This window comes from Amycolatopsis sp. WGS_07 (assembly GCF_045278895.1).
In the GTDB taxonomy this organism is placed as follows: Bacteria; Actinomycetota; Actinomycetes; order Mycobacteriales; family Pseudonocardiaceae; genus Amycolatopsis.
On the sequence record NZ_CP136053.1, the window covers coordinates 7145377 to 7163025 of the forward strand.

Genomic DNA, 17649 nt, shown 5'->3' on the forward strand with positions numbered 1-17649 from the left:
AAGGGTAAGCCAGGTCAGACCCGGGCGATGAATTTGATCTCGATCAGCTGCTCCGGGAACGCGAGCCGCGGCGTCGCGAGCATCGTGCTGGCGACTTGCGGGTCCTCTCGGCCGTACGCCGCTTTGCGCACCGGTCCCGCCACGGCGAAGGCGGCGTCCACGTCGAGCACGTACAGCACCTCTTCGACGACGTTGTCCAGCGTCGCGCCGTAGCGCTTCAGCAGGTCGGCTGTGTTCTCGTACGTGCGGCGCATCTGCGCCTCCATCGCCGAGAAGTCCGTGACGGTGCCGTCGCTGTTCACCGGCGCTGGCGCGATGAGCTGGTCACCGTCGTGCGACAGCTGGCCCGACAGGTAGATGGTGTCCCCGTGCCGCACCGCCTGCGCGTAACCGAAATTGCTTTCCCACGGGACCCCGAAATACTCCGCTGCCTTGCTCATGGTCAGCCCTCCTGCCGAATGATCATCAGGCCGAACGCTACGAGCGGCTCTCCGGTCTCACCAGACGTGCCGATGCCAGTTTGGGCAAGGATCGTGCCAGCGCCGGTAGCCTGGCCTCAGCCGGATCCGGAGGAGAGCCCATGTCCCAGCTGACAGTGGCGCTCGTCGCCGTGCCCCGCGTCATCGGGCTCGACTTCAGCATTCCCGCGCACCTTCTCGGCGGGCACCCCGGCTACCGCGTGCTCGTGTGCGGCGACGAGCGCGGCACCGGGCCGGGCATCGTCCCGGACCGGCCGTTGGCCTCGATCGCCGAGGCCGACATCGTGATTCTGCCGGGCTACGACGAACCGGAAGCGCCGCTGCCCGCGGACTACCTGGCACCGGTCCGCGAAGCCGCGGACCTCGGCGCGCGGCTGGTCGCGATCTGCACCGGCGCGTTCGCCCTAGCCCAGGCCGGGATCCTCGACGAACGCGAGGCCACGACCCACTGGCGGTTCGTACGGTCGCTGCGCGAGCACTACCCGAGGGTGCGGGTGCTGGAGAACCGGCTGTTCGTGGAGGACGGGAAGATCCTCACCTCCGCCGGCGCGGGTGCCGGCATCGACGCGTGCCTGCATCTCATCCGCACCGACTTCGGCGAGGCCGCCGCGTACGAGGCGGGCAAGGAGATCGTCGCCGCGCCCGCCCGCGACGGCATCCAGCCGCAGTACGTGGACGTTCTCGCCGCGCCGCGCGCGAGCCTGGCGGACACGCGCAGCTGGCTGATGGAGCACCTCGGCGACCCGATCACGGTGCAGCGCATGGCAGAGCACGCCAATCTCTCGCGCCGGACTTTCATCCGGCGCTTCGAACGCGAGACCGGCATGTCGCCGATGCGCTGGGTCGTGAACCACCGCGTCCTCAGCGCGCGGCGGCTTCTCGAGACCTCCGACTGGGCCGTCGAGCGGATCGCCGCCGCTACGGGATTCGGGACGGCGGCTAACTTTCGTTCCGTTTTCCGTCGGGAGGTCGGTGCGACGCCGACGGAGTATCGGCGGACTTACCGGACTGACCGCTCGGCGGCCAGTCCGGCAAGCAGCGCCTAGCGTTTCCGGGCGGATGGCAGGGTTTCCGGGGTGAGGATCGCCGCGGTCAGGCTGACCAGTGCGCCGAACGCGAGGTATCCGGCGGGCGCGTAGGTGTTGTGCGTCGCTTCGCCGAGCGGATCGCCGCCACCGGATTCGGCACGGCGGCCAACTTCCGCGAGGTCGGCATGACGTCCACGGAGTATCGGCGGACTTACCGGACTGACCGCTCGGCGGCCAGTCCGGCGAGCGGCCGTTAGCGTTTCCGGGCGGACGGCAGGGTTTCCGGGGTGAAGATCGCCGCGATGAGGCTGACCAGTGCGCCGAACGCCAGGTACCCAGCAGGCGCGTAGGTGCTGTGCGTCGCCTCGACGATCGCGGTGGCGACGAGCGGACCGGCGCCGCCGAAGAGGACGACGCCGAGGTTGTAGCCGATGCCGAGCCCGCTGTAGCGGCGTTCGGTCGGGAACAGCTCCGCGAAGACCGCCGGTTGCGGGGCCAGCATCAGCGCTTCGCCGATCACCACGATGCCGAGGCCGGCGATCAGGAAGCCGAACGACGTCTGGTGCAGCAGCAAGAACCCGAGCGGCGCGGTGACCAGTACCCAGATCGCCCCGGCGACGAGGAACGGCTTGCGGCCGACGCGGTCGCACCACCGGGCGAACACGACAGTCACCGCCATCAGCACCGCCATGGCCGCGAACCCGGCCAGTTTCGCCTGCGCTGGCGGCACTTCGAGGTCGGTGACGAGGAACGTCGGGCCGTACACCAGCAGGACGTAGGTGCACATCGTCGGCGAGCACACCAGCCCGGCGACGCGCAGGATCGAACGCCAGTCGTGCCGCAGGGTCGCGCGCAGCGGGGTGCGTTCGTGCGCGTCGGCGGCGGCGATCCGGGCGAACTCCGGCGTCTCGTCCAGTTTCAGCCGCAGGTACAGCCCGACCAGCCCGATCGGCAGCGCGATCAGGAACGGGATCCGCCAGCCCCAGGACAGCAGCGCGGCGGGGGAGAGCACCTCGGTGAACAGCAGCGCGGACAGGCTGGCGGCCATCATGCCGAGCACGATCGTGATCGTCTGCCAGCTGCCGTAGTACGCCCGCCGCCCGGCTGGCGCGGTCTCGATCACGTACGCGACGGCGCCGGTCCACTCGCCGCCCGCGGACAGGCCTTGCACCAGCCGCAGCACGAGGATCAGGATCGGGGCCGCCACGCCGATCGAGGCGTAGGGCGGGACGACGGCCATCAGCGCGGTGCCGGCGGAGATCATCAGGATGATCGCGGCCAGCGCGCCCCGCCTGCCGTGGCGGTCGCCGATGTAGCCGAACACGACCCCGCCGAGCGGGCGCACCACGAAGCTCACCCCGAACAAAGCGAAGGTCAGCAGCAGCGCGGCCGTCGCGTCGCCGGCGGGGAAGAACAGCTTCGCGATCGTGGACGCGAAGTAGCCGTACAGGACGAACTCGTACCACTCGATGAAGTTGCCGACGCACGCGGCCACAATGGACTTGCGTTGCGCGGGGCTGATGAGCGAGCCGGTGGCGGCTCGCGCGGGTGTCGTGGCGGTCATGGCGGTGTCACCTTCCTGTCGGGGCGGCGCTGCCCCAGCCGGGTGTCCCCGCTACGGGGACGCGGTCGACCTGGTCGAGATACGTGCCGAAGCCGATGTCGAGGCGGATTCCGCCGTAGCGCGCGGACACCACCTCCCGGCACGGCAGCAGATGGATCGGGTCCGCTGTGGACGGTCGAAGGGTCACCTCGGCCGTGCCGTCCCAGCCTCCGGCGGGTTCGGAGGTGCGGAACGGGATGCGGACGAGCCGGCTGACGTCGTAGCCGGTCCCTTCCGCGCTCGGGATCAGTTTCAGGGCGAAATGCCGTCCGAACCACTCGGGGATCGGGTCGAGCGCGGACTCCGGCCCCCGGGACTCGGCGCGCACGGTGACGATCTCGATGTCGTTGGCGGTCACGATGCGTCCGGTCGCCGTCTGCCCGTCCTCGTCGAGGGTGACCCGGCGGGCCTGCTTCTTGGGCAGCCCGAAGATCTCCCTGCCGAGGGTCCCGTGGTTGAGGCCCTCGATGAAGAAGGTGAGCGGGTACGCGCCGACCTCGCCGTGCCGCTGGCAGCGGACGCTGATGCCCGCCTGGAGGTAGGGCGGCCGCTGTTCGACGCTCCCGTTCGGCAGGTGGAACTCCGCCCCGAGGAATTCGGCGACCCAGATCCCGACGAGCGGATCGGCCGTCGGGGCCAGCGGCGCGGGCAGCAGCCCGGCGAGCACTGCGGGGTCGGTGCGGTACTCGACGGTGAGCCATCGCAGCCGCACGGATTCGGTGCCGACGCCGAACAGCGGCGCGAACGGGGGCATGGCGACGAGGTCGGGCATCAGGTCTCCTACGAGGCAGCGGGGCTGTGGTCCGTGAAGATGTGGTCGTGCGGTCGCATGACGGCTCCTAGGCGCGCGCGGTCTTGGTGATCGCTTCGGCGATCACGTCGGTCGAGGGGATGACGGCCGCGGCGAGACCCGGTGCGGCCGGGATCCGGGTGGCGGGCGTGCCGATCCGGACCGGCGGGCAGCGCAGCGGGACCCCCGATTCGGCGACCGCGGCGAGCACCTCGCCGCCGACCCCTCCGACGGTGTGCGCCTCGTGCGCGACCACGAGTTTGCCGGTGCGGCGCACGCTCGCCAGGACGGCGTCCAGGTCGAGCGGGCGGACCCAGCGTGCGTCGAGGACCTCGGCCTCGATGCCGTCCGCGGCGAGCCGGTCCGCGGCCTCCAGCACCCGGTGCTGCAGCGCGCCCCAGGTCAGCACGGTGACGTCGTGGCCGGGACGGCGGACCGCGGCCCCGCCGACCGGCTGGATTTCGCCGCCGACGCTCACCTCCTGCTTGCCCGCGTGGTACAGCGTGCGGTTCTCGATCACGATCACCGGGTCGTCGCACCAGACGGCGGACAGCAGGAGGTCGTAGGCGTCCTGGTGGGTGGCGGGCAGGCACACCCGCAGGCCCGGGACGTGCGCGAAGAACGCTTCCAGCGACTGGGAATGCTGCGCGCACGCACCCGGCGCGTTGCCCTGCTGCGTGCGGACGGTCAACGGCGCGGACACCGTGCCGCGCGAGATGTACCGGACGTTGGCGGCCTGGTTGACCAGCTGGTCCAGCGCCACGAGCGAGAAATCCGCCCACATGATCTCGGCGATCGGACGGCGGCCGAACATCGCTGCCCCGACTGCGCCGCCGAGGATGGCGGATTCCGAGATAGGGGTGTCGAAGACCCGTTCGCCGAACTGTTTGCGCAAGCCCTTGGTCACGCCGAAGACCCCGCCGGGGGTGCCGACGTCTTCGCCGAACAGGAGGGTCTCGGGCAGTTCGTCGAGGGCGCGTCGGAGGGCGGCGTTGACGGATTCGGCGTAGGTGAGTTTTTTGGTTTCAGGCATAGAGGTGCTCCAGGACAGTGGTGGGGTCGGCGAGGGGGTCGGTCAGTGCGCGGGCGGAGGCTTCGGCGATCTCGCCCGCCACCCGGTCCCGCAGTGCGTCCAATGTGGACTGATCAACCCCGAGTTCGCGTAGGTGCGCTGCCAGCCTGCCGATCGGCTCGGCGGCCAGCGCCGCGTCGAGGTCTCCGGCGGGCCGGTAGTGCTGGGCGTCGCCGATGTAGTGGCCGACGATCCGCTGCGTCATCGCCTCCAGCACCACCGGTCCGTCTCCGGCCCGGGCGCGGCGGACTGCCTCCGCGACGGCTTTGCGCATCGCCTCGGGGTCGTTGCCGTCGACGCGGGCGCCGGGGACTCCGTAGGCGGAGGCGCGTTTGAACAGGCGGTCGACGCGGACCATGTCGGAGATCGGGGTGAGTTCGGAGTAGTGGTTGTTCTCGACCAGGAAGATCACCGGCAGCGAGCGCACTGCGGCGAAGTTCATCGCCTCGTGCACGGCGCCCTGGTTCAGCGCTCCGTCGCCGAAGGCGGCCAGCGCGACGCGGCCGGATCCGTCGAAGGTGGCCGCCAGGGCGGCTCCGGCGGCGATCGGCGCGCCCGCGCCCACGATCGAGTTCTCGCCGTACATGCCGTGCCCGGGCGCGGTGAGGTAGGCCGAACCGCCGCGTCCGCCGTTGATTCCGGTGGCTCGGCCGAGCAGTTCGGCGAACAGCGCGTGCGGCGGCGCGCCGCAGGCGAGGGTCCAGCCGTGTCCGCGATAGGTGGGGAACACCGCGTCGCGGGCAAGGTCGAGCGCCGCGCAGGCGCCGACGTAGATCGCCTCCTGGCCGTTGCACAGGTGTACGGAGCCGACGACGTCGCCGGTGGACCGCAGCCGCGTCACCTCCTCCTCGAAGAGGCGGATGCGCCACATCGACTCCAGATGACGCAGCAGCGTGGCTGTTTCGGGCATGGGGGTACCCACTTTCCTTGTTCGACAGGGGTGGTTCAGGAGCGGAGCAGTCCGCCGTCCACGGTGACGATCTGCCCGGTGACGTGCCGGGAATGCGGACCGGCGAGGAATTCGACGACCGCGGCGACGTCGTCGGGGTCGCCCGCGCGGCGCAGCGCGGAGCCGGGTGCGGCGATCTCCTCCCCGGCTTCGGCGTAACGGGCGCGCAGCCGTCCGGTGGAGATCGGCCCCGGTGCGACCGCGTTGACCCGGATCCCGTACGGGCCGAGATCCCGTGCCAGATAACGGGTGTACTGCGCAACGGCTGCTTTGGCGACGCCGTAGTGCGCGTAGCCGCCGTCCTCAGTGGACTCAAGCCCGTTGATCGAACCTATCGTGACGATGCTGCCGCGTCGCTGCGCCCGCATCGGCTTCGCGACCGCCCGGCAGAAGTGGATCGTGCCGAACAGGTTCAGCCGCAACACGCTTTCCAGTTCGGCGAGGTCCACTTCGGACGCTTTGTTCCCGTGGATCGGCCCGGTCCCGCCGCCCGCGTTGCAGACCAGGACGTCCACCCCGCCCCACGCGGCGAGCACGGCGTCCACGGTCGCGTCCACTGCGGACGGATCGGTCACGTCGCACTGCAGGCCGAGCGCGTCCACGTCGTAGGCGGCGAGCTGCTGCAGCACCGAATCCGTTGCCTCGCCGGGAAACTCGGCGTGGAAGTCCCGGTCGACGGCCGCGACCGCGGCACCGGCGGCCGCGAAGCGCAGGGCGATCGCGCGTCCGATGCCTCGCCCCGCCCCAGTGACCAGGACCCGGGCGCCTGCCAGCGTCGTCATGAGACCTCCCGGGAGGGCACGGCGAGCCTTCCGGTGCGCAGCAGGCCGGTCGCCATCGCCGCCGCTTCCCGCACTTCGGTGCTCAGCCAGGTCTGCCGTTCGGTGAAACGCGGCAGCGGCACGGACACGGTGAACGCGCCCGCAGGCAGTCCGTTTTCACCGAAGAACGGCGCGGAAACGCAGCAGACGCCGTCGCTGAATTCTTCGAGGTCGAGTGCGTAGCCGCGGCGGCGGACGGCGGCAAGGTCCACCGTGAGCGCGTCGAAATCGGTGATGGTGTTGGCGGTGACCGCTTCCAGCGGTACCCCGTCGAACATCGTGGCGACCTGCTCTTCGGGCAGGAAGGCCAGCACCGCCTTGCAGGAGGCGCGCGCGTGCAGCTGGCCGGTGTAGCCGACGTCGAGATTGCCGACGGACAGCGTGTGCAGGCCCGAAATGTAGTGCTGCAGGATCAGGGTGCCGTGGTGCCAGCCCGAGATATAGGACGTCTCGTGCGTCTTGTTGTGCAGCCGGGTGAGGATCACGGCCAGCTCGGGGAGGGCCCGGACCGCCGTTGCAGGTGCCGGCTCAGCGACGCCGCCTTGGGCCCGACGTCGTAGCGTCCGCCGGACAACCGCACCACATGCCCGCTGGCGACCAAGGTGCGCAGCAGGTGGTAGCAGGTGCCGATCTTGATGCCGAGCTGCCGGCTGAGCACCTTCGCGGTGGCAGTTCCGTCCGCGGCCGCGACGGCTTCCAGCACCTGAAGGCCGCGCTCCAGGGTGTGCAGCAGGGTGGAGCGCGGCTCATTCATCGCGGAGCACCAGCCTGCTCAGCGTCAGCGCGAGCACCTTCGCGGCCTGCACGACGTCGGCCTCGGCGACGGACTCGTCCGGCGCGTGCGCCCGAGGCACTTCGCCGGGCCCGAAAATCGCGGTGGGGATGCCTTGTGCGCCGAAGAACGCGGCGTCGGAGCCCGCGGTGAAGCCCGTGAGCACCTCCGAGCCGGTGCAGCTCCGCTGTGCCGAGCGCAGCGCGGTGAGCAGCTCGTGGTCGGCCGGGGTTTCCCAGCCGGGGAGCCCTTCGTGGTCCCAACGCACGGTCGGCGGATGTTCGCGCAGCCAGTCGTCGGTCGCGCTGAGCGCGGCGAGCGCTTTCTCGATCGCGCGGCGCAGGTCGTCCGGGTGCTCGCCGGGCATCAGGCCGATCCGGCCGGACATCGTCGCGTGGTCGGGCACGGCCGCGCGCCAGCTGCCGGCGCGGGCGGTGCCGATCGCGAACGGGATCGCGGTGGGCACGTCGGCGAACAGCGGATGCCGGTAGGCCGCGCCCCGTTCGCGGGCCAGCTCGGCCAGCGTCTCGCGCACCCGGATAAGCCGCTCGAACGCGTCCACGCCTCGCCACGGCGCCGAGGTGTGCGCGGCGACCCCGGTGACGTCGACGGTGAAGAACAGCAGGCCGGTGCTGACCGGCACGATCGCGCCGCCGGTCGGCTCCAGCACCAGCGCGGCCGCCGGATCCGGGACCTCCAGCGCCGCCGCGCGCGTGCCGACCCCGGTGGTCTCCTCGGCGACGACCAGCTGCACCGCGACGTCGAACGGCAGGTCAGCCCCGCAGTCCTGCAGCGCGGCCAGCGCGTACAGCCCGGCCGCGATGCCGCCCTTCATGTCGACCGAACCCCGTCCGTGCACCCGGCCGTCCTCGCGGGCTCCCGAGTACGGCGGACGCGACCAGGAGTCCTCGTCGCCGGCGGGCACCACGTCGATGTGCCCGTTCAGGACGAGACAGGGCTTGCCGCGGCGGCCGGGGTACCAGGCGATCAGGTTCTCCCGCTCGGCTGCGCGCGGCTCGTCGCCGGCCAGCCCGGACGACGCGATCGGCTGGCGCGTCACCGGCCAGCCCCGCGCGGCGAACCAGTCGGCGTAGCGGCCGGCGACCCGGTCCTCCCAGCCGCTCTCGCTCGGCGCGCGGACGGTGTCGGCCAGCAGCGTCAGCATCTCCTCGGCGAGGGTGTCGACCTGGGCGAGCACCTGTCCGTCACTCGGTACTGGCATGGGGCACCTCCTGCTCTGTCGGGACGCACACTGTGCGACCTCGGCCGTGCTCATTGCATCAGAGTGAACCCGTTTTTCGACTATCTGAAATTTGCCCGCCGCGCGGCTGGGCGATCCGCGGCAGCCCGCCTAGCGTGCGGCGGGCATCCCCGAGCCCGAAGGAGAAGCCCGTGTCCCATGCCGAGCTGGCGCAGCGGCACCGGCGGGTCATGCCCGCCTGGCTGGACCTCTACTACGACGAGCCGATCGAACTGGTGCGCGGAAAGGGCCGCCGGGTGACCGACGGCGAGGGCCGGGAATACCTCGACTTCTTCGGCGGCCTGCTCGCCACGATGGTCGGCCACGACGTCGCGGAGATCACCGAGGCGATCCAGGCGCAGGCGGGCCGGCTGCTGCACTCCTCGACGCTGTACCTGATCCGCAGCCAGATCGAACTCGCCGAGCGGATCGCGCGGCTGTCCGGCATCAAGAACGCGAAGGTCTTCTTCGCCAACTCCGGCACCGAGGCGGTGGAGACCGCGCTGCTGCTGGCCACCCAGCGGCGGCGCTCCCACCAGGTGCTGGCCTTGCGCGGCAGCTACCACGGCCGGTCGTTCGGCACGGTCGCCGCGACGGGCATCCGCGGCTGGTCGGCGACCGCGCTCAGCCCGCTCGCCGTCACCTACGTGCACAACGGCTACCGCTATCGCAGCCCGTTCGGGCACCTGGACGACGCCGGGTTTATCGCCGCGTGTGCGGAGGAGCTGCGCACGATCATCGAGACCTCGACCGCGGGCGACGTCGCGTGCCTGCTGGCCGAACCTGTGCAGGGCGCGGGCGGATTCGCCGTGCCGCCCGACGGGTTCTTCCCGGCGATGAAGGAGGTGCTGGACGACTACGGGATCCTGCTCGTGTCGGACGAGGTCCAGTCCGGATGGGGCCGCACCGGCCGGTCGTTCTTCGCGATGAACGGGTTCGGCGCAACCCCGGATGCGATCACCTTCGCCAAGGGACTCGGCAACGGCGTCGCGATCGGCGGGGTGGTCGCCTCTCCGGAGCTGATGGACTGCCTCGGTGCGCATTCGATCTCCACCGCGGGCGGCAACCCGCTGGCCACGACGGCCGGGGTGGCGACGCTGGACTACCTGCTTTCGCACGATCTGCAGGCCAACGCCGACCGCATCGGCGAGCGTCTCGTCGCGGGCCTGCGGGACATCGCGGACAGCTGCCCGCTGGTCGGCGAGGTGCGCGGGATGGGCCTGATGATCGGCGTGGAACTCGTCGTGCCCGGCACCCGCGACCCGGCCGTCGCCGCGACCGCACGGGTGCTGGAAGCCGCGCGCCAGCGGGGGCTGCTCATCGGCCGCGGCGGCCTGCTCGGCAACGTCTTGCGCGTCACGCCGCCGATGACGGTGACGGCCGCCGAGGCGGACGAAGCGCTGGCCGTGCTGCGCGAGGTCTTGACTGAAGTGTCCATTGTGGAGCAGAAGGAGAACGCATGATCCGCCGCTGGAACCCGGAAACCCTGGCCGCCCCGATCGGCACCTACAGCCATCTGGCCCACGTGCCTGCCGAGTACGAACTCGTGCTGGTCTCCGGACAGGCCGCGCGGGTGCTGGAGGCTGCGCGAGCGGGGGCTGCTCATCGGCCGCGGTGGCCTGCTCGGCAACGTCTTGCGCGTCACGCCGCCGATGACGGTGACGGCCGCCGAGGCGGACGAAGCGCTGGCCGTGCTGCGCGAGGTTTTGACTGAAGTGTCCATTGTGGAGCAGAAGGAGTACGCATGATCCGCCGCTGGAACCCGGAAACCCTGGCCGCCCCGATCGGGACCTACAGCCATCTCGCGCACGCCTGCCGGGTAAGAATTCGTGCTGGTCTCCGGACAGGCCGCGCGGGGTGCTGGAGGCTGCGCGAGCGGGGGCTGCTCATCGGCCGCGGCGGCCTGCTCGGCAACGTCCTGCGCGTCACGCCGCCGATGACGGTGACGGCGGCCGAGGCGGACGAAGCGCTGGCCGTGCTGCGCGAGGTCTTGGCTGAAGTGTCCATTGTGGAGCAGAAGGAGAACGCATGATCCGCCGCTGGAACCCGGAAACCCTGGCTGCCCCGATCGGGACCTACAGCCATCTCGCGCACGTGCCTGCGGAGTACGAACTCGTGCTGGTCTCCGGACAGGTCGGCGTGCTGCCCGACGGAACTCTCGCGGGCGACGACGCGGAGTCGCAGGGCCGGGCCGTGTTCGCGAACATCGAGCGGCTGCTGGAAGCCGCCGGCGCGGGGCCGGACCAGCTGGTGCGGGTGTTCAGCATGGTGGCGGGCACCGAGCACCTCGCCGGGTACCGCACCGCGCTGCGGGAAGCGTTCGAGCGCTGGTACCCGCGCGGCGACTGGCCCGCCCAGTCGCTGATCGTGGCGGCGGCGCTGGCGAAGCCGGAGATCCTGGCGGAGGTCGAGGCGACGATCGCGGTGCCGCGGTGACGCCAGCCGAGTTCCGGGCGCTGTTTCCGGCTTTGCGCGAGCTGACCTGGCTGGACACTCCCGGCGCGCCGCCCGGAGCAGCGCCGGTGATCGCGGCGATGCGGGAGACAATCGACGCGTGGTCGTCAGGCCGTTTCGCATGGCAGGCGTGGGACGGTGCCGCCGCTCAGGCTCGGGAACTGTTCGCTGGGCTGCTCGGCGTGCCAGCGGGGACGGTCGCCACGGTGTCGTCGCTTTCCGAGGCCGCCGCCACGGTCGCCGGGTCGTTGCCGCGCGGCCGCGTTGTGGTGGCGGAACCGGAGTTTCGCAGCAACCGCTTCCCCTGGCTGGCCCGGCACGACGTGGTCAGCGTCCCCGCGCGCCGGACCGAGGACCTGATCGCCGCGCTCGACGACGACGTCGCGCTGCTCGCGGTGAGCGAGGTGACCAGCCGCGACGGCTACCGGCTCGACCTCGCCGCGCTGCGGGCGGCGACCGACCGCGTCGGCGCGCGGCTGTTCGTCAACCTCACCCAGTCGCTGGGCGTGCTGCGGTTCGATCCGGCCGTCGTCCGACCGGACTATTTCGCGGTCCACGGCTACAAATGGCTGCTGTGCCCGCGCGGAGCGGCGTGGCTGGTCGCGCGCCCGGACCGGGTGGACGAACTGCGCCCGCTGGCGCCCGGCTGGAAGTCGACCGCCGCCCCGCACGGCTACTTCGGCGGCGCACTCGACCTCGCGCCCGACGCCGGGCGATGCGACGCGTCCCCGGCCTGGTTCTCGTGGATCGGCGCCTGCGCGGCGTTGCGGCTGCTCGCCGCGCTGGACCCCGCCGCCGTTGAGCGCCACGTACTCGGCTTGGCCGCTCGCCTGACCAGCGAAGCCGAAGCGCTCGGCTTGCGGCCGGTGCACGACGGTCCCCAGTCCCACATCGTGGTCCTGCGCACCGACCACGCCGACCGGATCGCTCAAGCCCTTGCCGCGCACGGCATCCGCGCTACCGCTCTGGGCGACCGGGTGCGTTTCGGCTTCCACTACTTCAACGACGACACCGACATCGCGGCCGTGACCCGTGCATTGGCTGCCGGAGGAGAGCTGACATGAACAGCGTGCCCGTCGCCGTGGTGACCGGCGGTGCCAGCGGCATCGGCAAGGCCACCGCCGAACTGCTTGCCGGAACCGGTTATCGAGTCGCCGTACTGGACCTGGTGCGCGCCGAGATCGCTGGCGTCCGGTCCATCCACTGCGACGTCACCGCGCGAGCCTCCGTGCAGCAGGCCGTGGACGAGGTCGTCGGCACGCTCGGAGTGCCCGAGCTGATCGTGAATTCCGCCGGGATCTACCGGCCCGCGGAAGCGCTCGACATCACCGACGAGGACTTCGAGGTGTCGTTCGCGGTGAACGTCCGCGGCACCTTCCTGGTGTCTCAACTGTTCGCGGCGGTCATGACCGAAACGGGCGGCGCGATCGTTACCGTTTCGTCGGTCGCCGCCCGGCAGTCGACTTCGGAAAATGTCGTCTACTCCGCGACGAAGGGCGCGGTCGAGGCGTTGACTCGCGGTCTCGCGGTTTCCCTTGCCCCGTACGGAATCCGCGTGAACGGCGTAGCGCCCGGCCCGGTCGCGACCGCGATGGGCCACGCCGCCGCGGCCGACCCGGAGTACGAGCAGCGCATGCTCGCCCGCGTGCTCAGCCGCTCGTTCGCGACGCCCGCCGAGATCGCCCCGGCCATCGCCTACCTCGGCAGCCGCGCCGCTTCCCAGACCACCGGCCAGATCCTGCCGGTCGACGGCGGGGTGCTCGCCTGCCGCTGATCTCAGCGCAGCGGCGGGTAGTCCAGCCACGGATCCTGGAGGAATTCGCGCCATCGCGGATCGTGGCCGGTGCGCTTGACCCGGAAGTACGCGGCCCGCCGGGTCCGCCCGGAGGTGTTCCCGCCGATGTTGTGGCCCAGCAGGTAATGCGCCAGCAGCAGATCCCCGGCCCGGCCCCGGATCTGCTCGGGTTCGGGCAGGGGGATCGGCGGATAGCCGCCCGCGGCGAAGAACGCGTCCGGTCCGTGTTCGCGGAAATGCTCCGCGTGCGTCAGGTGGGTGCCCGGCCAGACCCACAGATTGCCGGCGTCCTGGTCGAGCTGGTCGGACAGCAGCACCCCGGCCAGCAGCGTGAACGTGCCCGGACGGCCGTCCGGCTCCGGCGGGAAACCGTCGATGTGGTGCCCGCCTGGCCGATGCGAAAACGGAGGGATGTTGAGCGCCACCTGCACCTGGCCCGGCACCTCCAGCGCGCCTTCGCCGATCAGCGATTCCGCGCACGACCACGCCGGGCTCCGGGTGAACAATTCCAGCAGCGCCGGAACTTCCGCCGACTCTGGGAAATAGAAATGCGGCCCGCGAACGGCGGCGGGCGGCGGGTCGCGCTTTGTCAGCGTGTCGATGGCGTCCGTTGCCGATGCCACCAGATGTTCAGGGATAGCTTGCGGAATCACGATGAAACCACGTTCGGCGAACTCCCGCATCTGCGTCCGGTTGAGCACGAAGGCCACGGTAAAGCACTGACGCCGGTCGTGGCGACTGATTTTCCTTCGCGCGATCCCGGTCCGCCCGATAACATCGGCCGCTCAACCCTTCTCAAGCCGGAGAGGCGCAATGTCACGCCACTACCTCACGACCGCCATTCCATACGTGAACTCCAAGCCACACCTTGGCTTCGCGATGGAACTGGTGCAGACGGACGTGATGGCGCGGCACTGGCGGCACCGCGGCCACGAGGTCCGCTTTCTCACCGGCACCGACGACAACTCGCTGAAGAACGCGATCGCCGCGGAAGCGGAAGGCGTGCCGACGAAGGACTTCGTCGACCGCAACGCCGCCGCGTTCGAGGCTTTGCGCGAGCCGCTGCAGATCAGCTTCGACGACTTCATCCGCACCAGCGCGGACCCGCGGCACCGGGCGGGCGTCGACCGGCTCTGGCGGGCCGCCGATGCGCAAGGAGACTTGTACCGCAAGGATTTCCAGGGTTTGTACTGCGTCGGCTGCGAGCAGTTCTACACCGAGGCGGAGCTGGCCGACGGGAACTGCCCGGAGCATTTCACGCCGCCGGCCCAGGTGAGCGAAGAGAACTGGTTCTTCAAACTGTCGCGGTACGAGGACAAACTGCGCGAGCTGATCGAGTCGGGCACGCTGCGGATCGAACCGGAAAGCCGCCGTAACGAGGTGCTCGGCTTCATCAACACCGGCCTGCAGGACTTCTCGATCTCCCGCTCGACCGAACGCGCGCGCGGCTGGGGCATCGAGGTGCCCGGCGACCCGGGCCAGGTCGTGTACGTGTGGTGGGACGCGCTCGGCAACTACATCACCGCGCTCGACTACGGCACGAACGGCGAGAACTACCGGCACTGGTGGGCCGAATCCGACGAGCGCACGCACGTGATCGGCAAGGGCATCATCCGGTTCCACGCCGTGTACTGGCCGGCGATGCTGCTCAGCGCGGGCCAGCCGCTGCCGACGACGATCTTCGTGCACGACTACCTGACCGTCGAAGGCCGCAAACTGGGCAAGAGCCTGGGCAACGCGATCGACCCGGTCGCGATCGTCAACGACTTCGGCGCCGACGCGCTGCGCTGGTGGCTGGTCCGCGACGTGCCGAGGGTCGGCGACGCCGATTACACGACCGAGCGGCTGCTCGGGCGCTACCACGAGGACCTGGCGAACGGCCTCGGCAACCTGGTCAACCGGACGGTCAGCATGGTCCACAAGTACCGCGGCGGCACCGTCCCGCCGCTGACGGCACTGCCGGAAATCCCGCTGACCGACGTGATCTCCGCGGCCCCGAAGGCGGTGGACGCCGCACTGGCCCGCTTCGACCTCCGCACCGCGACGGCTGCGGTGTGGAAGATCGTCGAGGAGGCCAACCGGTACGTCGTCGAGGTCCAGCCTTGGACGCTCGCTCGGGAGGAGAAGGCAGGGGACGCCGAGTCTGGGCAACGGCTCAGCGACGCGCTGGCTTTGCTGATCCATGCCGCGCGGGTGGTGGCGGAGGAGTTGACGCCTTTCTTGCCCGCTGCGGCGGCGCGGGTGGCGGCGCAGTTGGGTGATGGCGGGGATCGGCTTGGGGCGCCGGAGCCGTTGTTTCCGCGGATTGAGGTGAGCAGCTAGCGAGACAAATCCACTGCTCGCCGGACCTGGTCGCTCAGCTCGCTGCCCGCGAGATCACCATTGAGAACTTGTGCTGGCAGCGGAAATCGTGGCCAGGCGAACGATACGGTCCGATAGCCGACCGGCTCTTCCCCGTAATGGCTCCGGCACGGGAGAGCGGGCTCGCCGCCGCACTGCTGTGCCTGCGACGGCGAGGCGATCGACGCTTTACCCGTGGCACGCTACCTCGTACCGCCCCCTGTTCCACGGTTCGAAGGTGTTGTCGGGCTTGGCTTTGGCCGTGTAGTAGTGATTGTCGGTGCCGATCACTCTGATCACGTGCTGGGCCGGGTCCAGATCGACGCCGATCTCGATCGGGCGGTGACAGCTGTTCTCGTGATAGGCCAGGCCGTTGCCGACCTGGTGCCATCCGCTCCCGCCGTCGGCGTAGACCGGGCGGGAGTCGCCGACGACTCCGATCACGACGTTGATGATGTTGCCCCCGCCGAAATCGACGACTACCGCGCGGGAACCGCACAGTTTCGCCCCGGGGTGCTCGAAGTTGTCGGTGATCGGTTGCGATGCGCCGTTGCACGGGCCGGTTTCCCGGACGGACGCGTTCGCCGCGCCGCTGGACACCAGGCTCAGGCCTAGCGCCAGCGACACCGCTGCGATGCCGGACACGATGGTGTGTTTCGCGATCATGGGGTCGATTCCCTTCGTCGGCTCTGCTTGTGGGCGGCGGCCAGCCGGTCACGCTGGGCGGTCTCGCCGGAACCAGGCATAGCCCGCCGGGATTGTTCTGTGTCGGTGCCTGGACTCCGAACATCGTTGCCCGAACAATGGGCCGGGGGGCACGCTGTCCGACGCGGCGGGCGGCCGCAAGCTGCCGACCCTCGCAGTGGCGCTCGCGTATGTCCGGGCTTGCGAGGGCGACGTCGCCGCGTGGGAAAGGATTGGCGCGCGCTCGCAGCGGAACTGGCCGCCGAAAACGCCGGGAGCCGGGAACCAACCGGCAACGCGCCGTATGTCGGGCGACCTGACCGACGTGCGCCACCCGCGTCTCGAAGCGGCTCTGACCGGGCACACCTCCGTGATCCCGGCGGTGACCTACCGTCTGCTCAGCGCGGGACTGGATGCCACCGCGCGCCCCTGGGAGCTGAACTTCGAGGAAGTGTCGGCTCGTCTGCATCCGTGACAACAGCCAGTCGTGCACCGTGCACAGCCGCCTGCCCTCCGTTTCGTCTCCCCGCCCGAATCGCGCACCCCACTGGACTTCCTAACGTCGGCCACAACGTTGTGATCCGGTCCGTACGACAGGAGCCCGCCGATGACTGATCCCTCTCGCAGCCGCCTGGGAGTGCTGCTCGGCAGCACCACTCCGCCCGAGCAGATCGGCAGGCAGGCCGCGGCCGCGGAGGCCGCCGGGTTCGGGGAGGTGTGGTTGCCCGAGGACTACTTCTTCCTCGGCGGCATCGCGGGCGCCGCGCTCGCGCTCGGGGCTACGTCGCGGGTTCCGGTCGGCATCGGGGTCGTGTCGTCGGTCGTGCGGCATCCGGCGTTGCTGGCCATGGAGATCGGCACTCTCGCGCGGGCCTATCCGGGGCGGCTGATGCCGGGCATCGGGCACGGCGTTCCCGCCTGGACCGCGCAGATGGGCTTGACCCAGCGGTCTCCGATGAGCGCGCTGCGCGAGACGCTCACCGCCGTCCGGGGGCTGCTGGGCGGGGAGACGATCAACGACGAAGGCCGGTTCGCCGTGTTCCGGGACGTCGCGATCACGCATCCGGTCCCGGAGCGGGTGCCGTTGTTCACCGGGGTGCTGGGCGACAAAGGGCTGGAGCTGACGGGGGCCTTGGCCGACGGGTTGCTCGTCAGCGCGCTCGCGCCGGTCGAATACGTGCGGAGTGCGCGGCGCAAGCTGGACGAGGCCGCTCGTGCCGCCGGGCGCGAGGAGCGGGTCGCGATCACTGTCCTTGCCGCCGCGAATGTCACGCGGGACCCGGGGCAGGTGGCTGCGACGCGGGAGGCGCTCAAGGCGGTCCTCGCGTTTTACCTTGCTGCGACCGGGCCGGGGCCGCTGTTCGGCGCGGTCGGGGCGAACGAGCAGCTGGCGGACATGCTGTCTCGCGGCGGTCCCGAGGTGGTCGCGGCCGAGATGCCGGACGCCTGGCTCGACGTCTTCGCGGTCGCGGGCGATCAGGACGCCGCGCGGGCTCGCCTCAAGGACTACCTCGACGCTGGCGCGGACAACGTCGCCATCGCCACCGTCGTCGCGGACGGTGCGGAAGAAACCCTTGCCGCAGTCGGAGAACTGACCGGCGAATTCACTCACTGAAAGGGCA

Annotated in this window: 21 protein-coding genes; 10 read left to right on the forward strand and 11 right to left on the reverse strand. The window is 70.6% G+C overall.

All coding sequences use genetic code 11. The annotated features are described in order from the left end of the window. Positions 1-14 precede the first annotated feature (14 nt). Entirely contained in the window at positions 15-440 is a 426-nt protein-coding gene (locus tag RPX00_RS33555) for a RidA family protein (protein ID WP_406631375.1), read from the reverse strand. Between the two features lie 140 nt (positions 441-580). Here RPX00_RS33555 and RPX00_RS33560 point away from each other — a divergent pair, with 140 nt between their 5' ends. Together RPX00_RS33560 and RPX00_RS33565 are read left to right on the forward strand one after the other, a co-directional pair. Then, positions 581-1525 carry a GlxA family transcriptional regulator gene (locus RPX00_RS33560; protein ID WP_406631377.1) on the forward strand — a complete coding sequence of 315 codons (945 nt, stop codon included), beginning with the start codon at positions 581-583 and terminating at the stop codon, positions 1523-1525. A 98-nt stretch (positions 1526-1623) separates the two neighbouring features. Next, a complete protein-coding gene (locus RPX00_RS33565; protein ID WP_406631379.1) occupies positions 1624-1764 on the forward strand; it encodes a hypothetical protein in 141 nt (46 codons plus the stop codon). On the opposite strand, the gene RPX00_RS33570 is transcribed toward RPX00_RS33565, so the two are convergent. The 8 genes from RPX00_RS33570 to RPX00_RS33605 all read right to left on the reverse strand — a co-directional run bounded on the left by RPX00_RS33570 (position 1761) and on the right by RPX00_RS33605 (position 8736). Then, positions 1761-3071: an MFS transporter gene (locus tag RPX00_RS33570; RefSeq protein ID WP_406631380.1), complete on the reverse strand. Its 1311-nt coding sequence runs from the start codon at positions 3069-3071 to the stop codon at positions 1761-1763. The genes RPX00_RS33565 and RPX00_RS33570 overlap by 4 nt on opposite strands. 7 nt (positions 3072-3078) lie before the next feature. Beyond that, a complete protein-coding gene (locus tag RPX00_RS33575; RefSeq protein WP_406631382.1) occupies positions 3079-3882 on the reverse strand; it encodes an acetoacetate decarboxylase family protein in 804 nt (267 codons plus the stop codon). Between the two features lie 67 nt (positions 3883-3949). Further along, positions 3950-4933 (reverse strand): alpha-ketoacid dehydrogenase subunit beta, encoded by a 984-nt coding sequence (locus RPX00_RS33580; protein WP_406631384.1) that lies wholly within the window; start codon positions 4931-4933, stop codon positions 3950-3952. Continuing rightward, positions 4926-5882 carry a thiamine pyrophosphate-dependent dehydrogenase E1 component subunit alpha gene (locus RPX00_RS33585; protein WP_406631386.1) on the reverse strand — a complete coding sequence of 319 codons (957 nt, stop codon included), beginning with the start codon at positions 5880-5882 and terminating at the stop codon, positions 4926-4928. Before RPX00_RS33585 ends, RPX00_RS33580 begins: the two co-directional genes overlap by 8 nt. A 35-nt stretch (positions 5883-5917) precedes the next feature. Continuing rightward, positions 5918-6703 carry an SDR family NAD(P)-dependent oxidoreductase gene (locus RPX00_RS33590; protein ID WP_406631389.1) on the reverse strand — a complete coding sequence of 262 codons (786 nt, stop codon included), beginning with the start codon at positions 6701-6703 and terminating at the stop codon, positions 5918-5920. Continuing rightward, positions 6700-7227, reverse strand: coding sequence for an IclR family transcriptional regulator (locus tag RPX00_RS33595; protein ID WP_406631391.1), 528 nt, complete (start codon positions 7225-7227; stop codon positions 6700-6702). Before RPX00_RS33595 ends, RPX00_RS33590 begins: the two co-directional genes overlap by 4 nt. Then, entirely contained in the window at positions 7224-7496 is a 273-nt protein-coding gene (locus tag RPX00_RS33600) for a helix-turn-helix domain-containing protein (RefSeq protein ID WP_406631393.1), read from the reverse strand. The genes RPX00_RS33595 and RPX00_RS33600 overlap by 4 nt, the downstream gene beginning before the upstream one ends. After that, complete coding sequence (locus RPX00_RS33605) at positions 7489-8736, reverse strand: M20 family metallopeptidase (protein WP_406631395.1); 1248 nt, start codon at positions 8734-8736, stop codon at positions 7489-7491. Before RPX00_RS33605 ends, RPX00_RS33600 begins: the two co-directional genes overlap by 8 nt. 170 nt (positions 8737-8906) lie before the next feature. Between RPX00_RS33605 and RPX00_RS33610 the strand changes: the two genes are divergently transcribed. From RPX00_RS33610 to RPX00_RS33630, 5 genes are all read left to right on the forward strand, one after another. Continuing rightward, positions 8907-10217: an aspartate aminotransferase family protein gene (locus RPX00_RS33610; RefSeq protein ID WP_406631397.1), complete on the forward strand. Its 1311-nt coding sequence runs from the start codon at positions 8907-8909 to the stop codon at positions 10215-10217. 281 nt (positions 10218-10498) lie between these two features. Further along, positions 10499-10786 carry a hypothetical protein gene (locus RPX00_RS33615; protein ID WP_406631399.1) on the forward strand — a complete coding sequence of 96 codons (288 nt, stop codon included), beginning with the start codon at positions 10499-10501 and terminating at the stop codon, positions 10784-10786. Continuing rightward, positions 10783-11190: a RidA family protein gene (locus RPX00_RS33620; RefSeq protein WP_406631401.1), complete on the forward strand. Its 408-nt coding sequence runs from the start codon at positions 10783-10785 to the stop codon at positions 11188-11190. The genes RPX00_RS33615 and RPX00_RS33620 overlap by 4 nt, the downstream gene beginning before the upstream one ends. Continuing rightward, the gene (locus RPX00_RS33625) at positions 11187-12272 is read left to right on the forward strand and encodes an aminotransferase class V-fold PLP-dependent enzyme (RefSeq protein WP_406631403.1); all 1086 of its coding nucleotides are present in this window, start codon (positions 11187-11189) and stop codon (positions 12270-12272) included. Before RPX00_RS33620 ends, RPX00_RS33625 begins: the two co-directional genes overlap by 4 nt. After that, positions 12269-12982, forward strand: a complete 714-nt coding sequence (locus RPX00_RS33630; protein WP_406631405.1) for an SDR family NAD(P)-dependent oxidoreductase — start codon at positions 12269-12271, stop codon at positions 12980-12982. The genes RPX00_RS33625 and RPX00_RS33630 overlap by 4 nt, the downstream gene beginning before the upstream one ends. Before the next feature lie 2 nt (positions 12983-12984). Here RPX00_RS33630 and RPX00_RS33635 read toward each other — a convergent pair whose 3' ends face one another. Beyond that, a complete protein-coding gene (locus RPX00_RS33635) occupies positions 12985-13704 on the reverse strand; it encodes a phytanoyl-CoA dioxygenase family protein (RefSeq protein WP_406631407.1) in 720 nt (239 codons plus the stop codon). Between the two features lie 112 nt (positions 13705-13816). On the opposite strand from RPX00_RS33635, the gene metG reads away from it, so the two are divergent. Next, positions 13817-15325, forward strand: a complete 1509-nt coding sequence (metG, locus tag RPX00_RS33640; RefSeq protein ID WP_406631409.1) for a methionine--tRNA ligase — start codon at positions 13817-13819, stop codon at positions 15323-15325. Between the two features lie 207 nt (positions 15326-15532). On the opposite strand, the gene RPX00_RS33645 is transcribed toward metG, so the two are convergent. After that, on the reverse strand, positions 15533-16009 hold the full coding sequence (locus RPX00_RS33645) for a hypothetical protein (protein WP_406631411.1): 477 nt from the start codon (positions 16007-16009) through the stop codon (positions 15533-15535). Between the two features lie 196 nt (positions 16010-16205). Between RPX00_RS33645 and RPX00_RS33650 the strand changes: the two genes are divergently transcribed. Continuing rightward, complete coding sequence (locus RPX00_RS33650) at positions 16206-16502, forward strand: hypothetical protein (protein ID WP_406631413.1); 297 nt, start codon at positions 16206-16208, stop codon at positions 16500-16502. Between the two features lie 132 nt (positions 16503-16634). Beyond that, positions 16635-17642, forward strand: coding sequence for an LLM class flavin-dependent oxidoreductase (locus RPX00_RS33655; protein WP_406631415.1), 1008 nt, complete (start codon positions 16635-16637; stop codon positions 17640-17642). Positions 17643-17649: the final 7 nt, after the last annotated feature.